Source organism: Roseicyclus marinus, from assembly GCF_036322625.1.
GTDB classification, from domain to species: domain Bacteria; phylum Pseudomonadota; class Alphaproteobacteria; order Rhodobacterales; family Rhodobacteraceae; genus Roseicyclus; species Roseicyclus marinus_A.
In genome coordinates this window covers 1,323,204-1,343,852 of record NZ_AP027266.1, presented here as the reverse complement: position 1 = coordinate 1,343,852, position 20,649 = coordinate 1,323,204, and the positions used below count along the sequence as shown (strand labels likewise).

General features: G+C 65.8%; 17 protein-coding genes. 9 read left to right on the top strand and 8 right to left on the bottom strand.

Annotated features, from left to right (window positions below; genetic code table 11):
• The first annotated feature begins 67 nt into the window (after positions 1 to 67).
• The 3 genes from hpt (at position 68) to AABA51_RS06395 (ending at position 2,181) form a co-directional block, all read left to right on the top strand.
• Positions 68 to 640 (top strand): hypoxanthine phosphoribosyltransferase, encoded by a 573-nt coding sequence (gene hpt / locus AABA51_RS06405; protein WP_338275582.1) that lies wholly within the window; start codon positions 68 to 70, stop codon positions 638 to 640.
• A 132-nt stretch (positions 641 to 772) separates the two neighbouring features.
• The gene (locus AABA51_RS06400; protein ID WP_338275579.1) at positions 773 to 1,237 is read left to right on the top strand and encodes a c-type cytochrome; all 465 of its coding nucleotides are present in this window, start codon (positions 773 to 775) and stop codon (positions 1,235 to 1,237) included.
• Between the two features lie 50 nt (positions 1,238 to 1,287).
• Entirely contained in the window at positions 1,288 to 2,181 is an 894-nt protein-coding gene (locus tag AABA51_RS06395; protein ID WP_338276462.1) for a cytochrome c, read from the top strand.
• Positions 2,182 to 2,185: 4 nt separating this feature from the next.
• Here the strand turns inward: AABA51_RS06395 and lipA are convergent, their stop codons facing one another.
• Together lipA and AABA51_RS06385 are read right to left on the bottom strand one after the other, a co-directional pair.
• A complete protein-coding gene (gene lipA, locus AABA51_RS06390; protein WP_338275576.1) occupies positions 2,186 to 3,226 on the bottom strand; it encodes a lipoyl synthase in 1,041 nt (346 codons plus the stop codon).
• Between the two features lie 42 nt (positions 3,227 to 3,268).
• Complete coding sequence (locus AABA51_RS06385; RefSeq protein WP_338275573.1) at positions 3,269 to 4,387, bottom strand: DUF6456 domain-containing protein; 1,119 nt, start codon at positions 4,385 to 4,387, stop codon at positions 3,269 to 3,271.
• 284 nt (positions 4,388 to 4,671) lie between these two features.
• Between AABA51_RS06385 and AABA51_RS06380 the strand changes: the two genes are divergently transcribed.
• The gene (locus AABA51_RS06380) at positions 4,672 to 4,914 is read left to right on the top strand and encodes a DUF6477 family protein (protein ID WP_338275570.1); all 243 of its coding nucleotides are present in this window, start codon (positions 4,672 to 4,674) and stop codon (positions 4,912 to 4,914) included.
• 63 nt (positions 4,915 to 4,977) lie between these two features.
• Here AABA51_RS06380 and AABA51_RS06375 read toward each other — a convergent pair whose 3' ends face one another.
• The gene (locus tag AABA51_RS06375; RefSeq protein WP_338275568.1) at positions 4,978 to 6,525 is read right to left on the bottom strand and encodes a trimethylamine methyltransferase family protein; all 1,548 of its coding nucleotides are present in this window, start codon (positions 6,523 to 6,525) and stop codon (positions 4,978 to 4,980) included.
• A 156-nt stretch (positions 6,526 to 6,681) separates the two neighbouring features.
• Between AABA51_RS06375 and guaA the strand changes: the two genes are divergently transcribed.
• From guaA to AABA51_RS06360, 3 genes are all read left to right on the top strand, one after another.
• Positions 6,682 to 8,268 carry a glutamine-hydrolyzing GMP synthase gene (gene guaA / locus AABA51_RS06370; protein ID WP_338275564.1) on the top strand — a complete coding sequence of 529 codons (1,587 nt, stop codon included), beginning with the start codon at positions 6,682 to 6,684 and terminating at the stop codon, positions 8,266 to 8,268.
• Between the two features lie 174 nt (positions 8,269 to 8,442).
• Positions 8,443 to 9,096 (top strand): FkbM family methyltransferase, encoded by a 654-nt coding sequence (locus tag AABA51_RS06365; protein WP_338275561.1) that lies wholly within the window; start codon positions 8,443 to 8,445, stop codon positions 9,094 to 9,096.
• 92 nt (positions 9,097 to 9,188) lie between these two features.
• Positions 9,189 to 9,872 carry a YdcF family protein gene (locus AABA51_RS06360; protein ID WP_338275559.1) on the top strand — a complete coding sequence of 228 codons (684 nt, stop codon included), beginning with the start codon at positions 9,189 to 9,191 and terminating at the stop codon, positions 9,870 to 9,872.
• A gap of 3 nt (positions 9,873 to 9,875) precedes the next feature.
• Here AABA51_RS06360 and AABA51_RS06355 read toward each other — a convergent pair whose 3' ends face one another.
• Positions 9,876 to 11,249 carry a PQQ-like beta-propeller repeat protein gene (locus AABA51_RS06355; RefSeq protein ID WP_338275555.1) on the bottom strand — a complete coding sequence of 458 codons (1,374 nt, stop codon included), beginning with the start codon at positions 11,247 to 11,249 and terminating at the stop codon, positions 9,876 to 9,878.
• A gap of 38 nt (positions 11,250 to 11,287) precedes the next feature.
• Positions 11,288 to 12,166: a hypothetical protein gene (locus AABA51_RS06350; RefSeq protein ID WP_338275553.1), complete on the bottom strand. Its 879-nt coding sequence runs from the start codon at positions 12,164 to 12,166 to the stop codon at positions 11,288 to 11,290.
• 279 nt (positions 12,167 to 12,445) lie between these two features.
• On the opposite strand from AABA51_RS06350, the gene AABA51_RS06345 reads away from it, so the two are divergent.
• Together AABA51_RS06345 and AABA51_RS06340 are read left to right on the top strand one after the other, a co-directional pair.
• Positions 12,446 to 13,741 (top strand): efflux RND transporter periplasmic adaptor subunit, encoded by a 1,296-nt coding sequence (locus AABA51_RS06345; protein WP_338275551.1) that lies wholly within the window; start codon positions 12,446 to 12,448, stop codon positions 13,739 to 13,741.
• A complete protein-coding gene (locus AABA51_RS06340) occupies positions 13,738 to 17,484 on the top strand; it encodes an efflux RND transporter permease subunit (RefSeq protein ID WP_338275550.1) in 3,747 nt (1,248 codons plus the stop codon). The genes AABA51_RS06345 and AABA51_RS06340 overlap by 4 nt, the downstream gene beginning before the upstream one ends.
• 85 nt (positions 17,485 to 17,569) lie before the next feature.
• On the opposite strand, the gene AABA51_RS06335 is transcribed toward AABA51_RS06340, so the two are convergent.
• The 3 genes from AABA51_RS06335 to AABA51_RS06325 all read right to left on the bottom strand — a co-directional run bounded on the left by AABA51_RS06335 (position 17,570) and on the right by AABA51_RS06325 (position 20,623).
• Positions 17,570 to 19,072 (bottom strand): tripartite tricarboxylate transporter permease, encoded by a 1,503-nt coding sequence (locus AABA51_RS06335; protein WP_338275548.1) that lies wholly within the window; start codon positions 19,070 to 19,072, stop codon positions 17,570 to 17,572.
• A gap of 12 nt (positions 19,073 to 19,084) precedes the next feature.
• Positions 19,085 to 19,588, bottom strand: coding sequence for a tripartite tricarboxylate transporter TctB family protein (locus AABA51_RS06330; protein ID WP_338275546.1), 504 nt, complete (start codon positions 19,586 to 19,588; stop codon positions 19,085 to 19,087).
• Positions 19,589 to 19,651: 63 nt separating this feature from the next.
• Positions 19,652 to 20,623 carry a Bug family tripartite tricarboxylate transporter substrate binding protein gene (locus AABA51_RS06325; protein ID WP_338275543.1) on the bottom strand — a complete coding sequence of 324 codons (972 nt, stop codon included), beginning with the start codon at positions 20,621 to 20,623 and terminating at the stop codon, positions 19,652 to 19,654.
• Positions 20,624 to 20,649 lie beyond the last annotated feature (26 nt).

The window sequence follows — 20,649 nt, the reverse complement described above, 5'->3', positions numbered from 1 at the left end:
TGACCCCCATGTCATAAAAGCGGCGCGGCAGATCAAGAGGTTCGGGCCGTATCGGCCGGGGGGCATTATGGCGCAGGCAAGCACGGGCGCGGGCAAGGCTACGGCCTATGACGTGGTCCAGATGATTTCGGCCAAGGCCATCGCGGCAAGGATCGAGGACCTGGCGCGCGAGATCGAGGCGGATTTCACGGGCACGGACAAGCTGGTGGTGGTGGGGCTGTTGCGCGGCTCCTTCATCTTCATCGCGGACCTGGTGCGGGAGCTGGACCTGCCTGTCGAGGTCGATTTCCTGGAGGCGTCAAGCTACGGGAATGCCATGGAAAGTTCGCGCGAGGTGCGCATCCTGAAGGATCTGCGCGGCGAGATCGCGGGGCGCGACGTTCTGGTGGTCGAAGATATCGTCGACACGGGCCATACGCTGCATCACGTGGTGAACCTGTTGCGGTCCAAGGGGCCTGCGCGGCTCAAGACCATCGCGCTGCTCGACAAGCCGTCGCGGCGCGAAGTGGCGATCAAGGCGGATTGGATCGGGTTCGAGATCCCCGATGAATTCGTGGTGGGCTACGGGATCGATTACGCGCAGCGCAACCGCAACCTGCCCTTCATCGGCAAGGTGCGGATGGGCGCCGACCCCTCCTGAGGTGGGCGGCACGGGGATTCGCGCACCATCACCCTGCGCGAAGTCACAATAGCGTTTGTTGACCCGTGATGGAGAGACGGTAGCGTGGGGATCGGACGACCGTGAACCTTGCCACCCGAAGGGAGCCATTCGATGACCGCCCGTTCCACCCTTTTGACCATTGGCCTTGTTGCGAGCACCGTGATTGGCCTTCCCGCGCTGGCACAAGATGTGCCCGCCGCGGTTCAGGCCCGTCAGGGCCAGTTCCAGATCATGGCGCTGAATATCGGCGTGGTGGGCAACATGGCCCGCGGCAACACCGAATATGATGCCGAGGCGGCGCAGGCAGCCGCCGACAACCTGGTTGCCATTTCGATGCTGGACCAGAGCTTTCACTGGCCCGAAGGCACCGACAACATGTCGATCGACGGCACCCGCGCCCTGCCCGCGATCTGGGAGAACCTGCCCGACGTGGTCGCGAAATGGCAGGCCTTCGGCGCGGCGGCGCAGGGTCTGGCCGAGGTTGCAGGCACGGGGCTTGAGCCGATGCGCGCAGCGGTCGGTGCGGTCGGCGGCACCTGCGGGGCCTGCCACGACGCCTATCGCCAGCCGATGTGATGAAGGAAAAGGGCCGGTCGCCCGAGGCGGCCACCGGCCCGACCATTCCGATGCGATCCTTTCTGACCTATCTGGCCGCCCTTGGGCTTGCGGTGCTGGCCGCAGGCCTGTTGGTGACGCGCCCCGAAGTTGTGCCTGACAGCGCGCTGGCGGGGCTGGCGGGCGATCCGGTCGCGGGGGAAGCGGTGTTCTGGGCTGCGGGCTGCGCGTCTTGCCATGCCGCCGAAGGGGCCCAGGGCGAGGATCGGCTGATCCTGTCCGGGGGCCAGCGGTTCGCGTCGGATTTCGGGACCTTTGTCGCGCCCAATATCTCACCCCACCCCGATGCGGGGATCGGGGAGTGGGATTTTGCCGATTTCGTCACCGCCCTTCAGGAAGGGACAAGCCCCGAGGGGCGGCATTATTACCCGGCCTTTCCCTATACCGCCTATCGGTTGGCCGAGCGGCAGGACCTGGCGGATCTGTGGGCGTTCTGGCAGGGTTTGCCGCCCTCGGAGGTACCGAGCCTGGCGCATGAGGTGGGGTTTCCCTTCTCGATCCGGCGGGCGGTGGGTGTCTGGAACCTGTTGAACCTGCAAGATGATTTTGCCCTCGCGGGCGATCTGGACGCGGAGGAGGCGCGCGGGCGCTACCTGGTCGAGGCGCTCGCGCATTGCGCGGAATGCCACACGCCGCGCGACGCCTTGGGGGGGCTTGATCGGTCGGCCTGGATGGCGGGGGCACCCAACCCGTCCGGGTCGGGGACGATCCCCGCGCTGACGCCGGACAGGCTGACATGGTCGGTGGGCGAGATCGCGGCCTATCTGAACGACGGCTTCACCCCCGATTTCGACAGCGCGGGCGGGCATATGGTGTCGGTGATCCGCAACATGGCCATGCTGCCCGAGGCGGACCGCTTGGCCATCGCCGCCTATCTCAAGACGCTGCCGCCCGCGGGCGAGTGACGCCTCAGGCCATCCCGAGCTTTTTGAGACGCGCTGCGCGCAGGCGGGTGAAATCGTCGCCCGCATGGTAGGAGGAGCGCGTGAGCGGCGTGGCCGAGACCATCAGGAAGCCCTTGCCATAAGCCGCTTTTTCATAGGCCGCGAATTCGTCGGGATGGACGAACCGGTCGACGGCATGGTGTTTCGGCGTCGGCTGCAGGTATTGGCCGATGGTCAGGAAATCGACATCGGCCGCGCGCATGTCGTCCATGACCTGCAGGACCGATTGCCGATCTTCGCCCAGGCCCACCATGATGCCGGATTTGGTGAACATGGTGGGGTCAAGTTCCTTGACCCGCTGCAAGAGCCGCAGGGAATGGAAATAGCGCGCGCCGGGCCGGACCGAGGGGTAGAGCCCCGGGACGGTTTCGAGGTTGTGGTTGAAGACATCCGGTTTCGCCGCGACCACGGTTTCAAGGACCGAGGGGTCGCATTTCAGGAAATCGGGGGTCAGGATCTCGATCGTGGTGTCGGGCGCGCGTTTGCGGATCGCGCGGATGGTCATGGCGAAATGTTCCGCCCCGCCATCCTCGAGATCGTCGCGGTCGACCGATGTGATCACGACATGGTTGAGGCCGAGCTTGGCCACCGCATCGGCGACGCGGCCCGGCTCGAACAGGTCGAGCGCCTGCGGCTTGCCGGTGGCGATGTTGCAAAACGAGCAGCCGCGCGTGCAGATGTCGCCCATGATCATCATGGTGGCGTGGCCCTGGCTCCAGCATTCGCCGGCATTGGGACAGCCCGCTTCCTCGCAGACGGTCACGAGCTTGTTCTCGCGCATGATGCGGGCGGTTTCCTGATAGCCCTTGCCCACGGGTGCCTTGACGCGGATCCAGCTCGGTTTCTTGGGCTGGGCATTGTCGGGGCGATGCGCCTTTTCGGGGTGGCGCTGTTCGGGGATCTTCAGGTCGCGCATGGCGGGGCCTCTCTGGTCGGTCTTGGCCCTATGTAGCGCATTCGAAACGGGTCTGCATGTGCATTTCGGCGCAGGGGCCTTGCGCAACATGCAAACCCGCCTTTCGGTTGGATTTGATATGAATGGGAGAGATCAGCCGCGCAAGGCGGGCACGAAGCCGTAGCGCTCCTCGTAATGCTTGAGCAGGCGCTGCAGGCCGATCTTGAGCACGATCTTGCCCGAGCGCGCCGACCAGCCCAGCCGTTTCTCGGCTGATTCCAGCCCTTCGAGGAAGCAGCAGACGCGCAGGACCACGTCCGACAGGCCCGGCCCCAGCTCGTCGAGCGCATCGGAGACACGTTGCCGGGCGGCGCGCGGACCCTCGGCCAGGCCGTTGTCGTTGAGGAACCCGCCGCGATCGCCGCCGGTCAGGAAGCGGTCCCAGTTCTGGCCGACGCGGGGGCCCATCTGGGCGCGTTCGAAATCCTCGCGCAGGCGTTCACCGGCCTGGACGAGGGCGGGCGCAAGAAAGGCGCGGCCGTCGTTGTCCTTGCGCCGGGCGAGCACGGTCAGGGGCGATTCCGCGAGGTTCACCCGCATCTTGCGCGCCCCCCCGCCCGGCTGGGCGACATCGGCCTGCCCCCAGCGCATGTGCTGGGCCTGAAAGGCGGTCGTGGCCTCGGCAAAGCCGAGCGCCTCGTGTCTGCGGCGGCGATCCTCGTCGATCAGGCGGCGCAGGGCGGATTTGCCCGCCGCCGTGATCGTGTAGCGGGCGACACGACCGGGTTTGAGACAGGCGATCCAATCCTTGACCGCGAAAGCCTGCGCGATCTTGCGATCCACCACGGCGGTGCGGGTCTGTTCGCCGTCCGGGCCGGGACGCAGCACTACGGCCTTGTCGAGATCGGCCGCCACGGCGAGGACCGCATCGGTTTCGCACAGGCGGCGCAGAATGCGGCGGGCCTCGCGCGCAATCGTGCCTTCGTCGCCGAGCGGCGACCGGAAGGGGGCTGTCATGGTCTGGGACTCCTTTGGCTGGTCGTTCTGGAGAAATCCGTCGGGGTCCTGCCCGGCACTGTGCGGGGCGGCTTGTCCGGCGTCGTCGAGCAAGAGCGTGAGCGCCTCGTCGAAGAGCGGATCCTCGCGCCGCGCTTCGATGCGGCGGACGCGGCGGCAGATGGTCGATGGCGCCTCGCCCGAAACGCGGGCGATGTCGCGCAACGACAGGCCGCGCGCGGTATGCGCCAGATATTGTCGTGTGGAGATCGGCACCCATCCGGGCAGGACCGGAAAGGGTGGGGTTCGATCAGGCAAAGGGCTGCCGTGATCAGCCGAGGCCGATGTCATGGGTCCACCTCCCTCGTGGTCGGATAACGGAGGCAGATTTTCGGGGAATTGATTACCGAATGGTTAAAATCTGTGGATAATCCAGATTTTGTTTCCGTTTTGTAAACGGATAGCGGGGCAGCGACCGGTGGATAAAATGATCGGCAACACCCCTGCCGGGCAGGTCAGGCTGGCGGAACAGGATTCATGTTCCGAAAGGTTTGCCCAAGATGACCGACGTGATCGCCACCCTTGCCGGGATGCGCAGGCCGGGCCTGCTGGTTCAGGCAGCGCGCATGGCCGCGCTGACGGGCGATGCCGAAAGACGGGCACGCCGCCGCCCCCTGCCCACGCTTCTGGCCGAAGAGGACCGGCTGAACGCCGCGCGATTGGGCGGGGGCCTTGGCTATTCGCCGACCCGCCACGTGGAGGTGATGAGCGCGATCTTGTGTGCCGCGCGCTCGGTGGTCTGAGCTGACGGCAGCCCGGAGGCGCGCGGCGCAAGGCGATTGCAGCCCTTGCGCCGCGCGACGGGCTCAGATGAAGGCGTCGGGCATCGATGCCTTTTTCTGGATCATGTAGGCCTTGAGCGCCTCGTCCGTGGCGGGGTCGAGATAGGGCTGGCGGTAATCGGCCAGCATCTTGTCGAGCTTGGCCGAGGCCAGCGCCTCGGTGTCGCGCGCGCCTTCTTCGGCCCAGGTCTCGTAGGGTTTGTAATCCAGAAGGCCCGTGCGCCAGAAGGCGGTGGCGTAATTGGCCTGCGTATGGGCGCAGCCCAGGAAATGGCCCCCCGGCCCCACTTCGCGCAGCGCGTCCATGGCCTGGGCATTGGCATCGACCGGAACGCCTTCGGCCAGCTTGTGCAAGATGCCGAGCTGGTCGGCATCCATCACGAATTTCTCGGGGCTGGCGACAAGCCCCCCCTCGAGCCAGCCACAGGCGTGGAGCATGAAATTCACGCCCGACAGGAGGCCCGCATTGAGCGAATTGGCCGATTCATAGGCGGCCTGCGCATCGGGCAGTTTCGACCCGTTGAAGCTGCCCGCCGAGCGGTAGGGCAGGTTCAGGCGGCGGGCCAGCTGGCCCGCGCCATAGGTGATCTGCGACGCCTCGGGCGTGCCGAAGGTGGGGGCACCCGAATTCATGTCGATCGAGGTGACGAAGGCGCCGAAAATCATCGGGCTGCCGGGGCGCACGAGCTGGCTGTAGGCGATGCCGGCCAGAACCTCGGCCAGAACCTGCGTCAGCGTGCCCGCGACGGAGACGGGCGCCATCGCGCCGCCCACGATGAAGGGCGAGACGATGCAGGCCTGCCCCGCGGCGGCGTAGTGTTCCAAGGCCCCCATCATCACGCTGTCGAAGGTGAGCGGCGAGTTGATGTTGATGAGCGAGGTCATCACGCAATGCGTATCGACCACGTCCGAGCCGAAGAGGATGCGCGCCATCTCGATACTATCGGCAGCGCGCGAGGGTTCGGTGACCGATCCCATGAAGGGTTTGTCCGACAGGCTCATATGGGCGTAGAGCATGTCGAGATGGCGCTTGTTGACCGGCACGTCCGTCGGCTCGCAGACCGTGCCGCCCGAATGGTGCAGCCATTTCGACATGTAGGCGAGTTTCACGAACATCTCGAAATCGGCCATGGTCGCATAGCGCCGCCCGCCCAGGCGGTCGCGCACGAAGGGCGGGCCATAGACCGGGGCGAGGACCAGCGAATTGCCCCCGATCTCGACGTTTCGGGCCGGGTTCCGGGCGATCTGGGTAAACCGCGAGGGGGCTGTGGCGCAAAGCTTGCGCGCAAGGCCGCGCGGGATATGGACCCGTTCGCCCTGCACATCGGCCCCCGCCTCGCGCCAGCGCTGGAGCGCTGCGGGGTTTTCGACGAAATTGACGCCGATTTCCTCGAGGATGGTTTCGGCATTTGTCTCGATGATCTCGAGCGCCTCTGCGGTCAGGATCTCGAAATTGGGGATGTTGCGTTCGATGAACCGCGCGGTCTCGAAGCTGACGGCAGAGCGCTCGGCGCGCCGTGCAGCCCCGCCACCACCGCGCCCGCGCCGTGCCGTCTGTTCCGCTGCCGCCATGATCTTTTGCCCCCTTGGTGAGGTGATGCCTTTGGCGCTGTCCTAACGCGCAGGGGCGCAAAGCCGCGGGTCGATTGCGGCACCTTGCGGGGGAAAGCGACATGCGGGCCGCGCCGCGGGCTTGCGCGGGGTCGCGCCGGGTTCTAATGCGGGTCCATGAGCACATCCGCCACGCCAGACCCGCTTGACCATGACCGCCTGCTGATCATCGATTTCGGCAGCCAGGTCACGCAATTGATCGCCCGCCGCCTGCGCGAGCTGAATGTCTATTGCGAGATCCACCCCTACCAGAATGTCACCGATGCCTTTCTGGACGATTTCGCGCCCAAGGCCGTGATCTTTTCCGGCGGCCCCGACAGCGTGACGCGGGAGGGGTCGCCCCGGCCGCCGCAATCGGTCTATGCGCGCGGCATCCCGATTTTGGGCATCTGCTATGGCCAGCAGGTGATGATGCAGGATCTGGGCGGCAAGGTGGAGGCGGGCGAACATGCCACGGCCGAATTCGGGCGGGCTTTCGTCAAGCGGGCGGGCGAGGCGTCGGATTTCCTGACCGGCTGGTTCGGGGATACCGGGCGCGAGCAGGTCTGGATGAGCCATGGCGACCACGTGTCGGAGATCGCGCCGGGTTTCGCGGTTCTGGGTGTCTCGCCCGGTGCGCCCTTTGCGATGACCGCCGATCTGGAGCGGCGGTTCTACGCGGTGCAATTCCACCCCGAGGTGCATCACACGCCCAATGGCGCGAAGCTTTACGAGAATTTCGTGCGGCTGGCGGGGTTCAAGGGCGATTGGACGATGAAAGCCTACCGCGAGGAGGCGATCCGCGCCATCCGCGAGCAGGTGGGCGATGCCAAGGTGATCTGCGGCCTGTCGGGGGGCGTCGACAGTTCGGTCGCGGCCGTGCTGATCCACGAGGCGATCGGCGACCAGTTGACCTGCGTCTTCGTCGATCACGGGCTTCTCAGGCAGAACGAGGCGGAGCAGGTCGTGACCATGTTCCGCGATCATTACAACATTCCCCTGATCCATGCCGATGAGAGCGAGCGCTTCCTGACCGCGCTCGAGGGCGTCACCGACCCGGAGGTCAAACGCAAGACCATCGGCAAGCTCTTCATCGACGTGTTCCAGCATTACGCGGACGGGATCGAGGGGGCGGAATTCCTGGCCCAGGGCACGCTTTACCCCGATGTGATCGAATCGGTCAGTTTCTCGGGCGGCCCGTCGGTCACGATCAAGTCGCACCACAATGTCGGCGGCCTGCCGGAGAAGATGGGGCTGAAGCTGGTCGAGCCCTTGCGCGAACTGTTCAAGGACGAGGTCCGCGCCTTGGGCCGCGAATTGGGCCTGCCCGAGAGCTTCATCGGCCGCCACCCCTTTCCCGGCCCCGGTCTGGCGATCCGCTGCCCCGGCGAGATCACGCGCGACAAGCTTGCCATCCTGCGCAAGGCGGATGCCGTTTTCATCGACCAGATCCGCAAGCACGGGCTTTATGACGAGATCTGGCAGGCTTTTGTCGCCATCCTTCCGGTCAAGACGGTGGGGGTGATGGGGGACGGGCGGACCTATGATTACGCCTGCGCGCTGCGCGCGGTCACGAGCGTCGACGGGATGACGGCGGATTACTATCCGTTCAGCCACGATTTCCTGGGCGAAACCGCGACGCGGATCATCAACGAGGTCAAGGGGATCAACCGCGTCACCTATGACATCACTTCGAAACCGCCCGGAACGATCGAGTGGGAGTGACAGCGACCCCTGTTGCCCCCCTCCCGTGCGCCAGGCCAAGCCGTGACCGTTCCGCGCCATCGGAGACCAGTGATGTTCAAGGTCGTCCATAAGATTTCAAGACAGATCGACCTGCTCAGGCAGATGGGTTTGGGGTCTTTTGTCACTTACAGGCTGGCACGGCGTGGATCACAGGTGAGGATCACGCTGACAGGTCAAGAGCTGACGATCCGCAAGGGGACAACCGACCTGAAGGTCGCGATGGAATGTCTGTCAGGAGAATTCGACATCATCCGGGGCCATCTGCAGCCGGATTTCGCGGGCGTCATCGTGGATGCAGGGGGCTATATCGGTGCCTCCGGCATGGCGTTGAAGGCGCTTTTCCCGAAAGCAAAGCTCGTGATCGTCGAGCCGTCGGATGACAACATACGGATCTTGCGGGAAAACCTGGGCAACAGGCCGGATATCAGGATTATCCATGGCGCGCTTGTCGGGGGGGCGGAAAGATCGATCAAGCTCTTCAACCGCAGCAGCCGGGAATGGGGGTTTTCGACCATTCCCGACCATGATGGCGATGTCGAACAGGCGTTTTTGGGCGAAGTGCCCGCATTCCGGTTGAGCGATCTCTTGGAGGATGGCGAGCGCATCGGCCTTTTGAAGCTCGATATCGAGGGGGCGGAGCTTGACCTGTTTCTGAACGATAGCGGGACGCTCGAAACGATCCCGGTCGTTTTCGTCGAACTCCATGACCGCATCGTGCCCGGTTGTTCCGAGAAATTCCGTGAATTCTCGCGAAACCGGAAGGTGATCAAGGGTGATGGCGAAAAGTACCTGTCCCTTGCACAATGATCCCTGAGCAGCGACATCACGGCAAGACCGCGCGAAACGGTCGCGTGAGCGCGCGGAAGGCGTGGTTAGTGTAACCAGTTAGGGTTTGGCCCATGGCGCGATCAGGGCCGGGACGGGGGCAAGGGATCGGGCGCACTCTGGGGCGGGTGGCGCTGCTGGGTCTGGTGCTCTGGTCCCTGACCTTCCTGGCCGTTGTTGCGGCGGCGCTGATGCTGGCGCGCCCTGGCCCCCTGCCCTTGCCTGCCGATGCCGTGATCTGTCTGGGCGCAGGCGTGGCGCGCGACGATCCCCTTTTGCCCGATGCGGCCTCGGCCCGGCGGGCGGGGGTTTGTGCGGAGTTGCAGGCGCAAGGCGTGGCACCCGTGGTGATTTTCACCGGCGCGGGTCCGGGTGGGCAATCCACCGCCGGGGCCATGGCGCGGCACGCCATCGCCCTTGGCCTGCCGCCCGATGCGGCGCTGCGGGAGGATGTGGCGCGCTCGACCATCCAGAATGCGGTCTATTCCCTCGCCCTATTGCCCGAGACGAACCGCCGGGTGGTTCTGGTCAGCGATGCCTTTCACCTGCCCCGGAGCGCGGTGATCTTTCGGCTGGCGGGATATCGGGAGGTGCAGCTGCACCCCGTGCAGGTGACAGCGCGCCAGAGCCTGTCCACATGGCGCTGGATGCTGCGCGAAAGCGTCGTCATCTGGGTCAATGCCGCGCGGGGGCTGGCCTATGTCGCGGGCGGTTGGTTGGGGATCGACCACGCGACGCGGATCGCGTGGTTCGATTGACCCCTAGCGATAGGCGTGCAGACGCCCATCCTCGCTCACGACCAGAAGCATGTCTTCGACCAGGATCGGGTGGGCGGCAGCACCAGAGCGCAATTCCATCGTGCCGGTCAGATCGCCGCTTTCGGGCGAGAAGAAACGGATCAGCCCATCGCCCGAGGCGACGACCAGTCGACCACCGGCCAGAACCGGGCCGTAATGGGTAAAGACCGCCTCGCGCCGCCGGGGGCGGTCCCGCTGGTAGAGCGGCAATTCCGTGCCCCAGACGCGGCTGCCGTCGGTGGCGTCGAGCCGGATCAGCTCGTTCCGGTCGGAGACGAAGAAGACGGCATCGCCCGCGACGACGACCGGGGAATAGGCCCCTTCGGTCGCGGTCCAGCTGCGGGTGCCGGTGCGCGCATTCATCGCCACGACGCGGCCCGCCTGATTGCCCGCATAGATCGTGCCACCCACGATCACGGGGTCGGAGGTGATGTCGTTGATCCCGGCATAGGCCGTGCCCAGACGCCCACCCGCAACAAAGGAATTCCACAAGGCGACGCCGGTATTGGGCATCGCCGCCACGATCTCGCCCGAGGGGAAGGGGAAGATCGCACGGCCATCGGCCACGGCGGGCGCGGAGCCGCCGACCAGAACGGAGGGCACGTCCGAGGACGGGATGCGCCAGCGCTGGCGGCCATCATCGGCATCGAGCGCCCAGGCCTCGGAATTGCGACCGACGACATAGACAAGCCCGCCCGAGACGGTCGGCGCGCCCAGAACGGTGCCAAGACGCTGCCGCCAGATCACGGCACCCGTCGCGGCGTCGAGCGCCACGATCTCGCCATATGGGGTGGTGGCGTAAAGCCTGTCGCCCGCCAATGCGAGGCCACCGCCCGAGGCATTCGCGCCGCGGTCGAAATCGGGAACAAGGCTCGTGATCCATGCGGGCGCTCCGCCTGCAAGCGAGGTGGCCTGAAGCTGGGAGCCGGAATCGATCGTGTAGACCAGTCCGCCGCCTGCGACCGGATCGGCGGCGATGCGGTTGCGGCGGCTGTTGCCGCTGCCGATGGAAGTGGCCCAGATCTCGGCGGGATTGGCCGACAAGGTGCCGTGCGGCAAGCGGTTGGCCGCGCTGTAGCCCCGGCTTGGCCAATCGGCGAGCCGCGTCGGGCTGGGCAGGCTGATGGCACGGGGCGCATCGGTGGATACGAGATCGGAGGCGGCGGCGCGGCCATCCTCGCCCGGCAAGGTCGCCTCGAGCGCGGTGCGGGTTCCGAAGCGTTCGCCGGGCAGAACCGTGTCGCGCTCGCAGGCGGCCAGCACAAGCGCCGGAAGGACGCCAAGGACGGCAATCCGCGCGAAACGGTGGGTCGACACTCTGCCCTTGCGCACGCTCATCTGCCCCGGCCTTCCTGTTCTTCCGCCCTGGCGGCGGTTCAGTTGCTTGCGGCGGGCGCCGGTTCGGCGGCCCCTGCCTCGGTCTCGGTCTCGGTCTCGGTCTCGGTCTCGGTCGTCGTCCCTGCCCCGGTCGCGGGTTCGGGTGTCGTGTCGTCTCCGGTTGCGGCCGCGCCCTCGTCCGTTGCGGGAACGGTATCTGCCGCGTCTTCGGCCGCGCCCGCGGGCGCCACCGTTTCGGGTGGGGCGACCGGTTCGGGCGCGGTGTCGACAAGCTGCGATCCCGCTTCCAGCGCCACAATCAACTGAGACGCGCGTTGTTGCAAGCCCGGCGTGGCGGCAGAGCTGCGTTCCAGGCCGCGCAGGCGGTCAAGACCGGCTTCGAGATCGCCGTCCCGGATGTCGAGAAGCGCGAGTTGTTCCTCGGCGAGCGCCGCGAAGGGGGCGCCGGGTTCTGCCAGCGCGCCCAGCACCAGCCGCGCCGTGGCCGGATCGGAGGGGGCCAGCATCTCGGCGCGCAACAAGGCGAGATCGCGATACTGTCGGGGCAGATCGGCCGCTTCGGCGGCGGTGCGCAGACGCTGGGCGGCGGCGGCCGCATCCTGGCCGCCTTGGGCCACTTCGCCCGCGGCCATCAGCGCGACGAGCATCCGGGCGCTCGGCGTTTCGGCCTCTATGGCATCGAGGGCTGCGACGCGGGCCTCGGGGTCGGGAAGATCGAGCGCGGCAAGCAGGCCATCACCGAAGGCTTGCGCCATCGCACGGTCCTGCGCGCGCTGGTATTCCACCCAGGCCGCGCCGCCCACGATGCCAGCCACGACGAGCGCCGCCACCCAACCCCAACGCCGCATCAAGGCGAAAAGCCGGTCGCGACGAAGCTCTTCGCTGACTTCGTCGATGAAACTGTCGCTGTTGGCCATGCTGCCCCCGCCCCAGCCGTGCCGGGATACCCAAAGTTGCCCGCGTCTTAGCCCGAGGCGGGCCGCCGCCGCAAGGCCCGCACCACACAAGAGGGTGTTTGGCGGCACCTCTTGCGCCACGATCTGAACGGATTAGTTCAGTCTTGCGCGAAGGCCGTGAAAAATCTAATCTGAACCGGTCGGTTCAGCGTAGACCCAGCCAGACCGCGAACCGATGGCCGGACGTGGGCCCGGGAAGGGCCAGCCGTGGGACCGGCCAAGCCGAACAAGAGGACAGGAATGCGCATTTTTCCGATCATCACGGCGACGCTGGTTTGCGTTGCATTGTATTTTCTTATCCTCGACCGGGAGACGCTTTTGTCCTTTGCCGGTCGGTTCGGCGGCGAGACCCTCGAGGCGACGACCGGGGCGGAGGATGGCACACCGGTCCAATCCGGCGATGCGATGGCCGAAGCCGATGAGCGCGTGCATGTGGTGGTGCGGCGCTCGCAGGCGCAGGTGACGGAAAATGCCGTGGTGCTGCGCGGCCGGACCGAGGCGTTGCGCCAGGTCGTGGTTGCAGCCGAGACCTCGGGGCGGATCGTGTCCGAACCGTTGCGCGCGGGCGCGCAGGTGAGCGAAGGCCAGCTTTTGTGCGAGATCGACGCTGGCACGCGGCTGTCGGCCTTGGCCGAGGCTGAGGCGCGGCTTCTGGAAGCGCAGGCCCGCCTGCCCGAAGCCCGGGCGCAACTGCCCCTGGCCCGCGCCCGGCAGGCCGAGGCCGAAGCGGCCCTTGCGGCGGCCCGGATCGACGGCAATGCCGCCACGCGGTTGAGCGAAAGCGGCTTTGCCTCGGAAACGCGGGCGGCCAATGCGGTGGCGGGCGTGTCATCGGCAGAAGCGGCGGTTTCTTCGGCGGCGGCGGGCGTGGAAAGCGCGCAGGCCACGATCCAATCCGCCGAAAGCGGTATCCGCGCGGCCGAGGCCGCCGTGATCCGCGCCGAGGAGGAATTGGACCGCCTGACCATCCACGCGCCCTTTGCGGGCCTGCTGGAAAGCGACACGGCGGAGCTGGGCAGCCTGATGCAGCCGGGCGCGCCCTGCGCGACGATCATCCAGCTCGACCCGATCAAGCTGGTGGGGTTCGTGCCCGAGGCGCATGTGGACCGCGTGATGCTGGGGGCGCGGGCCGGTGCGCATCTGGCCTCGGGGCGGGACGTGACGGGTGAGGTCAGTTTCGTCAGCCGCTCGGCCGATCCGCAGACCCGCACCTTCCGGGTGGAGATCACGGTTCCCAATGCCGACCAGTCGATCCGGGATGGCCAGACCGCCGATATCTTGATCCAGAGCGAGGGGATGCCCGCGCATCTTTTGCCCGCCTCGGCGATGACGCTGAGCGACGAGGGCGCGTTGGGGGTTCGGACCGTGGTTGACGGAATGGTGCAATTCGTCCCCGTCCGCATGATCCGCGACACGGCCAATGGCGTCTGGCTGACCGGGCTGCCCGAGACGGCGGATGTCATCACGGTGGGCCAGGAATTCGTGACCGACGGGGTCGCGGTGCGCGTGACCTATGAATCGGAGCGGACGCAATGATCGGCCTCATCGATTGGGCGGCCAGCCGCGCCCGGATGATCGTGGCATTTGTCATCCTGTCGCTCACCGTGGGCACGGCGGCCTATGTCGGCCTGCCCAAGGAGGGCGAGCCCGACATCGACATTCCGGGGCTGTTCATCTCGGTCCCCTTCCCCGGCATTTCGGCCGAGGACAGCGAGCGGCTGCTGGTGCGGCCGATGGAGGCCGAGTTTCAGGATCTGGACGGGCTGACCACGATCACGGCGACCGCCTCCGAAGGGTTCGCGGGGGTGTTTCTCGAATTCGAATTCGGCTGGGACAAATCGGCCACCATCGCCGATGTGCGCGACGCGATGAGCCGGGCCGAGGCCGATTTCCCGGCCGGTGCCGAAAGCTTCCAGATCTCGGAGATCAATTTCTCGGAGTTTCCGATCATCATCGTGGCGCTGTCGGGCGACGCGCCCGAACGCACGCTGATCCGGCTTGCGACCGAGATGCAGGATGCGCTGGAATCGCTGACGCCCGTTCTGGAGGCAGGTCTTGCCGGCACCCGCGACGAGATGCTCGAGGTCATCCTCGATCCGCTGGCGCTGGAGGCCTATGACGTCACCGCCGCCGATCTGGTCAACGCGGTCGTCAACAACAACCAGTTGATCGCCGCGGGCGAGGTCACGACCGAAAACGGCGCGATCTCGGTCAAGATCCCGTCGAGTTTCGACAGTTCCGCCGATGTCTATGCGCTGCCGATCACGGTGAACGGCGATAGGGTCGTCACGCTGGGCGAACTGGCCGATATCCGCCTGACCTACGAGGATCGGCTGGGCACGGCGCGGTTCAACGGCGAAACCTCGATCGCGCTGCAGGTGGTCAAGCGGCAGGGCTTCAACATCATCGACACCTCGGCACTGGTGCGCGAGACGGTCGAACAGGTCCGCGCGACCTGGCCCGAGGATCTGCGCCAATCGGTGCATGTGACCACGACGCTCGATCAATCGGTGACGGTGCGCGACATGGTGCGCCAGCTCGAGGGTTCGGTGCTGACGGCCATCGCGCTGGTGATGATCGTGGTTCTGGCCGCCCTTGGCACGCGGTCGGCCATGCTGGTCGGTTTCGCGATCCCTACCTCCTTCATGCTGGCCTTTGTCCTGTTGGGGATCATGGGGGTCGCGATTTCCAACATCGTGATGTTCGGCCTGATCCTTGCGGTGGGGATGCTGGTCGATGGCGCTGTCGTGGTCGTGGAATATGCCGACAAGCGGCTGCAGGCGGGCGCGCGGCCCATGCAGGCCTATACGGATGCGGCCAAGCGGATGTTCTGGCCAGTCGTCTCTTCGACCGCGACGACGCTCTGCGCCTTTTTGCCGATGCTGTTCTGGCCGGGGGTTCCGGGCGAATTCATGGGGATGCTGCCTGTCACGATGATCTTCGTGCTGTCGGCCTCGTTGATCGTGGCGCTGATCTACCTGCCTGTTCTGGGCGGGGTCGCGGCACGGTTCACCCGGATCGTGGATCGCGGCAGCGCTGTCGTGACGGCGCTGGTGCCGTGGTATGCGGCGCGGGTCGCTGTCACGGTGGCGGTGGGCTACCTGATGTTCCTTGCCGCGCTTCAGACGATCAATCCCGGCGTTCTGGTCGCGGTGGCGGAAGACGCGCCCGCGATGATCCGCATGGCGCCGGGGGTGATCTTGTTCGTCATCGCCTCGGCCCTGATGTCGGTGATGCTGGGCAGCGTGCAGATCGCGCGGCGTGCCAAACCGGTCGAGGCCGGCTACCGCCGCACGCCCTTTGGCTGGGTGATCCATTCCATCGTGGGCAACCCGGTCATGCCGGTCGTGACCATCGTCGCCGTGATCGGCTTTGTCATGGCGACCTTCAGCTATTTCGGGGCCAACAACAACGGCGTCGAATTCTTCGTCGAGAGCGAGCCGGAAAACGCCATCGTCTATGTCCGCGCGCGCGGCAACCTGTCGGTCGCGGAACAGGACGCGCTGGTCCAGCAGGTCGAGGCGATCGTGCTGCAGGAACCGGGCGTGCGCGACGTCTTTGCCTTTGCGGGCGAAGGCGGGTTGAACAACAACACCGGCGGCGTCGCGGCCCCGTCCGACACGATCGGCCAGGTGCAGCTCGACCTCGAGCCCTGGGGCGCGCGCGAGGATGGGGACCTGATCCTCGATCGGTTGCAGGCACGGTTGAACGCATTGCCGGGTATCCGGACCGAGATTTTCTCGCAATCGCGCGGCCCGGCCGCGGGCAAGCCGATCAACCTGCGGCTGTCGGGCGACAATTGGGAAGAATTGCAGGCCGCGACCCGGATGGCGCGCGCCTATTTCGAGGAGTTGGCGGGTCTGACCCTGATCGAGGATACGCTGCCGCTGCCCGGGATCGACTGGCAGATCGATGTCGATGTGGAGGCTGCGGGCCGGTTCGGGGCCGATGTCTCGACCGTGGGGGCGATGGTGCAGCTGGTCACGCGGGGCATCTTGCTCGATACGATGCGGGTGCCAAGTTCGGACGAGGAGATCGAGATCCGCGTCCGCTTCCCCGAGGATGCGCGGGTCCTGTCGACGCTCGACACGCTCAGGGTGCGCACGCGCGACGGGCTAGTGCCCTTGTCGAATTTCGTCACCTACACGCCCACCCCGCAACTGGCCGAGATCCAGCGCATCGACCAATCGCGCGTCTTCGACGTGAAGGCGGATGTGGTGGCGGGCCTGTCGCGGGTCGTGGATGGCGCGGGCGAGACGCGGGGCTATATCCGCGACCTGTCCACCATCGCGGAGGGCGGAACAGCGGATTTCACCTTGGGTGAAACGGCTTACACGATCTACCGTTTGCCGCCCGGAGAAACGGGCGAGGCGCTGGCCGAGGGCTTGCGCGCGGGCGATCTGACGCTGTCGCCGGTCAATGCGAATGAACGCATCGCGATGCTGACGGAATGGTTGCAGGGCGAAAACCCCCTGCCCGCTTCGGTCAGTTGGGAATGGGCGGGCGATCAGGAAGAACAGGCCGAAAGCCAGGCGTTCCTGGGACAAGCCTTTGGCGCGGCGCTGGGGCTGATGTTCATCATCCTGCTGGCGCAGTTCAATTCGGTCTACAATTCGATCCTCGTGCTTCTGGCGGTGATCTTGTCGACCACGGGCGTGCTGATCGGGATGCTGGTGATGGACCAGACATTCTCGATCATCATGACGGGAACGGGGATCGTCGCCTTGGCGGGGATCGTGGTGAACAACAACATCGTCCTGATCGACACCTACCAGGAATACGCCCGCTACATGCCGCGTCTGGAGGCGATCACGCGGACGGCGGAATCGCGCATCAGGCCGGTGTTGCTGACGACGATCACGACGATGGCGGGGCTTGCGCCGATGATGTTCGGCATCAGCCTCGATTTCGCCAACGGGGGTTACACGATCGACAGCCCCACGGCCTTGTGGTGGAAGCAATTGGCGACGGCGGTTGTCTTTGGTCTTGGCATCGCGACGGTGCTGACGCTGGTTGTGACGCCCTCGCTTCTGGCGCTGCGGATCTGGTTCTGGACGATCCTTGGCTGGGCGGCGCGCTGGATCGCGCGGATGGGGGCCAAAGGGCTTGGCCGGCGGGCGCAGGATTACGCGCTGATGCGCGAGGCGCGGCGGACGACGAACCCGACGATCTACTGGGACGAGGACCCAAGCCCGCAGGAATCCGTTGTCGCCGAGCCGGAGACGGCGGAGGAAACCCCGGAAGAGCCTCCCAAGACACCGCTCCGCGCGGCGGAGTGAGGGGACCAAAAGAAACCGCCGCCCGTGCGATGCAGGGGCGGCGGTTTTGGTTCACGGCCTTTAAGAAAGGTTACGAAACCCTTTCTCAGGCGGGCTTTTTCTTTCTGAAAAGTTTCACCAGCGGCAGGAGGATCAAGATCACGGCAATGATCGTGATCGGGGCCGCGATGGGACGGTTCAGGAAGATCATCGGATCGCCCCCGGACAGAAGCAGCGACTGGCGCAGCGTCGGTTCCGCGATGGGGCCGAGCACGATGGCCAGAACTGCGGGCGCCAGCGGATAATCCATCCGCCGCAGCACGAAGGCCCCGATCCCGAAGACGAGGATCATCCAGATGTCGAACATGTCGCGCGTCGCGGCATAGCCGCCGATGATCGACAGGACGAAGATCACGGGCGCGAGGATCGTGAAGGGCATCCGGAGCATCCAGATGAAGACCGGGATGAAGGCGAGGTTGATCACGAGCGCCGCCACATTCGAGATGTAGAAGGACCCGATCAGGCCCCAGACGAATTCCGTCTGGTCGACGAACAGGCGCGGTCCGGGCGTCAGGCCCCAGATCACCATGCCCCCGAGCAAGATCGCGGTGGTGGGCGAGCCGGGAATGCCCAAGGTGAGCATCGGCAGCATGGAACCCGTGGAGGCGGAATTGTTCGCCGCCTCGGGCGCTGCCACGCCGTCGACGCTGCCGCGCCCGAAATCCTGCGGGCGGCGCGAGATCATCTTGGTCACGCCATAGGACATGAGCGAGGCGGGTGTCGCGCCGGCGGCGGGCAGGATGCCGACGAAAAAACCGATGAGCGAGCCGATCGTGGTCCCGCGCCAGCCCCGGCGCAAGGATTCCGCCGTATCCTCGGCCATGCCCTTGGCCGTCATGCGGGGCGTGGTGTTTTCCACGTCGCCGCGCGTCTGTTCGATGGTCCAGATCATCTCGCCCAGACCGTAGACGCCGATGGCCAGCACCAGAAAGCCGATGCCCTGCAAGAAGCCCGTCATGTCGAACAGGACCAGACGGGGTGCGCCCGAAATCTGGTCAAAGCCGATGGCCCCCAGGACAAGGCCGAAACAGATCGAGAAGATCGTCTTGGGGATATCGTCGCTGCCCAGCCCCACGAAGGTCGCAAAGGCCAGAAGCATCAGGGCAAAGATCTCGGGCGGGCCGAAAGAGAGCGCCACGCCCGCCAGAAGCGGGGCAAAGCCCGTGAAGATGATATTGGCGACCGTCCCCCCGATGAAGGAGGCGATGGCCGCCGTCACCAGCGCGAGCGAGGCCCGCCCCTGCATGGCGAGTGGTCGCCCGTCAAAGGTCGTGGCCACCGCCGTGGACGCGCCGGGAATGCCCAAGGTGATGGACGAGATCGCCCCCCCATACATCGCCCCGTAATAGATCGCGGCAAGAAAGATGATCGCGCCCGTGGGCGGCACGAGAAAGGTGATGGGCAAAAGGATCGCCACGCCATTGACCGAGCCAAGCCCCGGCATCGCGCCGATGAACAGGCCGACGGTCACGCCGATCACGATCAGAAGCAGGTTGACCGGCTGGAGCGCGATCAACATGCCGTCGCCAAGAAGGCCGAGAATTTCCATGATGAGGCGCGCCTAGTAGATGATGTCGTAAAGGATGTCGAAAACGGGGTCGGTGAAGGACCAGCCGCTCGGCATGGTGATGCGCATCGCCCCTTCGAAGAAGAAGAAGAGCGCGATGGGGGCCACGATGGCAAAGACCAGTGTCAGGGCCCAGGAATGCCGCCCGAGAAACCGCAGGTAGTAGATCAGGAAGACCGCGATCGCCCCATACATCGACAAGACGTCGATGAGCGCGACAAAGCCCAGGAGCCCGCCCCCCACCAGGACCAGCGTGCGCCAGCCATAGCCGTCGAGAAACGGTTCATCCGATTGCGAGGCGGGAGAGGTCCCGCGCCACCATTTGACCATGACCAGGATGCAGCTCAGCAGCATGATGGCCGAAAGCCAGAAAGGCCAGGCACCGCCGCCTGGCCCCCTGCCCTCGATGAAGCCGATGGGCAGTTCCGTGCTCTTCCACATCAGGTAGATGGAAAAAAGCGCCAGAACGCCCGCCGTCAGAAGTTCGCCGTAGCGCATTCGTCTTCCCCTTGCCCGTCCGGCCGGCACGGCGCGGACGGGGCCCTGTTGCCCGAGGGCGGATTACTGGCCCAGAGAGGCCAGAAGTTCGCGGTGATTGGCGACCTGGGTGTCCCAATAGGCGCGCTGTTCCTCGGGGCTCATCCAGAGCGGCGAGAGGCTTTCGGATTCGAGATAGCCCTGCCATTCGGCGCTTTCGTAGACCTGGGTGAAGACGGTCTGGTAATAGGCCGCCGCCTCGTCCGACATGCCGGGCGCGCCCACGACGGCCCGCTGGTTGGCATAGGAGAAATCATGCCCCAGTTCGCGGATGGTCGGGATATCGGGGAATGCGGGCAGACGTTCGTCGGAGAAGGCCAGAAGCGGCACGACATCGCCCGCCTCGTAGAAGCCCTTGGCCTCGGCGGGGTTGTTCACGGTGGCCATGATCTGCTGGCCCGCCAGATCGCGCGCCACGGCACCGCCGCCATCATAGGGGATATAGGTGATGTCGAGGTCATAGGCATTGGACAGGAAGGCGATGACGATGCTGTCTTCCTGCCCCGAGCCGGTGCCGCCCATGACGTAATCGCCGTTCATGCCGCGCACCGTTTCGAGCCACTGGTCGAAATTGGTGATGCCGCTGTCGCGGTGCACCCAGAGCACGAAGGGATCGACGCCCATCATCGCCACGGGCGTGAAGGTCTGGATGTCGATGCCGAGATTGGCCTGACGCAAGGGCGTGGTGAAGAAGGAATTCAGCGTCACGAGGATCGTGTGATCGGGATCGCTGGCGTTGTTGAGATGCAAGAGCGCCTCGGCCCCCGAACCGCCGCCCTGGTTGTTGGGCACGAGCGGGCGCGAGGTCAGGTCATAGCGCTCGGCCACCGACTGGATGAAGCGCGCGATCTGGTCGGCACCGCCGCCGGGACCGGCCATGATGACGAAATCGATGGGGCGGCGCGGTTCCCAATCCTGCGCGAGCGCGGGAAGCGGCGAAAGCGCGACGAGAGCCGCGCAGGACAGTTTCAAGACAGCACGCTTGGTGAACGACATGACGGCTCCTCCTCCGTAACTTTGCA

Bases quoted from the DNA above. Each gene is read 5' to 3' on its own strand.
- guaA (WP_338275564.1), top strand. From the start codon at position 6,682: ATGAGCACATCCGCCACGCCAGACCCGCTTGACCATGACCGCCTGCTG.
- AABA51_RS06345 (WP_338275551.1), top strand. From the start codon at position 12,446: ATGCGCATTTTTCCGATCATCACGGCGACGCTGGTTTGCGTTGCATTG.
- AABA51_RS06400 (WP_338275579.1), top strand. From the start codon at position 773: ATGACCGCCCGTTCCACCCTTTTGACCATTGGCCTTGTTGCGAGCACC.
- AABA51_RS06325 (WP_338275543.1), bottom strand. From the start codon at position 20,623: ATGTCGTTCACCAAGCGTGCTGTCTTGAAACTGTCCTGCGCGGCTCTC.
- hpt (WP_338275582.1), top strand. From the start codon at position 68: ATGGCGCAGGCAAGCACGGGCGCGGGCAAGGCTACGGCCTATGACGTG.
- AABA51_RS06375 (WP_338275568.1), bottom strand. From the start codon at position 6,525: ATGGCGGCAGCGGAACAGACGGCACGGCGCGGGCGCGGTGGTGGCGGG.
- AABA51_RS06340 (WP_338275550.1), top strand. From the start codon at position 13,738: ATGATCGGCCTCATCGATTGGGCGGCCAGCCGCGCCCGGATGATCGTG.
- AABA51_RS06350 (WP_338275553.1), bottom strand. From the start codon at position 12,166: ATGGCCAACAGCGACAGTTTCATCGACGAAGTCAGCGAAGAGCTTCGT.
- AABA51_RS06395 (WP_338276462.1), top strand. From the start codon at position 1,288: ATGCGATCCTTTCTGACCTATCTGGCCGCCCTTGGGCTTGCGGTGCTG.
- AABA51_RS06380 (WP_338275570.1), top strand. From the start codon at position 4,672: ATGACCGACGTGATCGCCACCCTTGCCGGGATGCGCAGGCCGGGCCTG.
- AABA51_RS06360 (WP_338275559.1), top strand. From the start codon at position 9,189: ATGGCGCGATCAGGGCCGGGACGGGGGCAAGGGATCGGGCGCACTCTG.
- lipA (WP_338275576.1), bottom strand. From the start codon at position 3,226: ATGTTGCGCAAGGCCCCTGCGCCGAAATGCACATGCAGACCCGTTTCG.
- AABA51_RS06335 (WP_338275548.1), bottom strand. From the start codon at position 19,072: ATGGAAATTCTCGGCCTTCTTGGCGACGGCATGTTGATCGCGCTCCAG.
- AABA51_RS06330 (WP_338275546.1), bottom strand. From the start codon at position 19,588: ATGCGCTACGGCGAACTTCTGACGGCGGGCGTTCTGGCGCTTTTTTCC.
- AABA51_RS06355 (WP_338275555.1), bottom strand. From the start codon at position 11,249: ATGAGCGTGCGCAAGGGCAGAGTGTCGACCCACCGTTTCGCGCGGATT.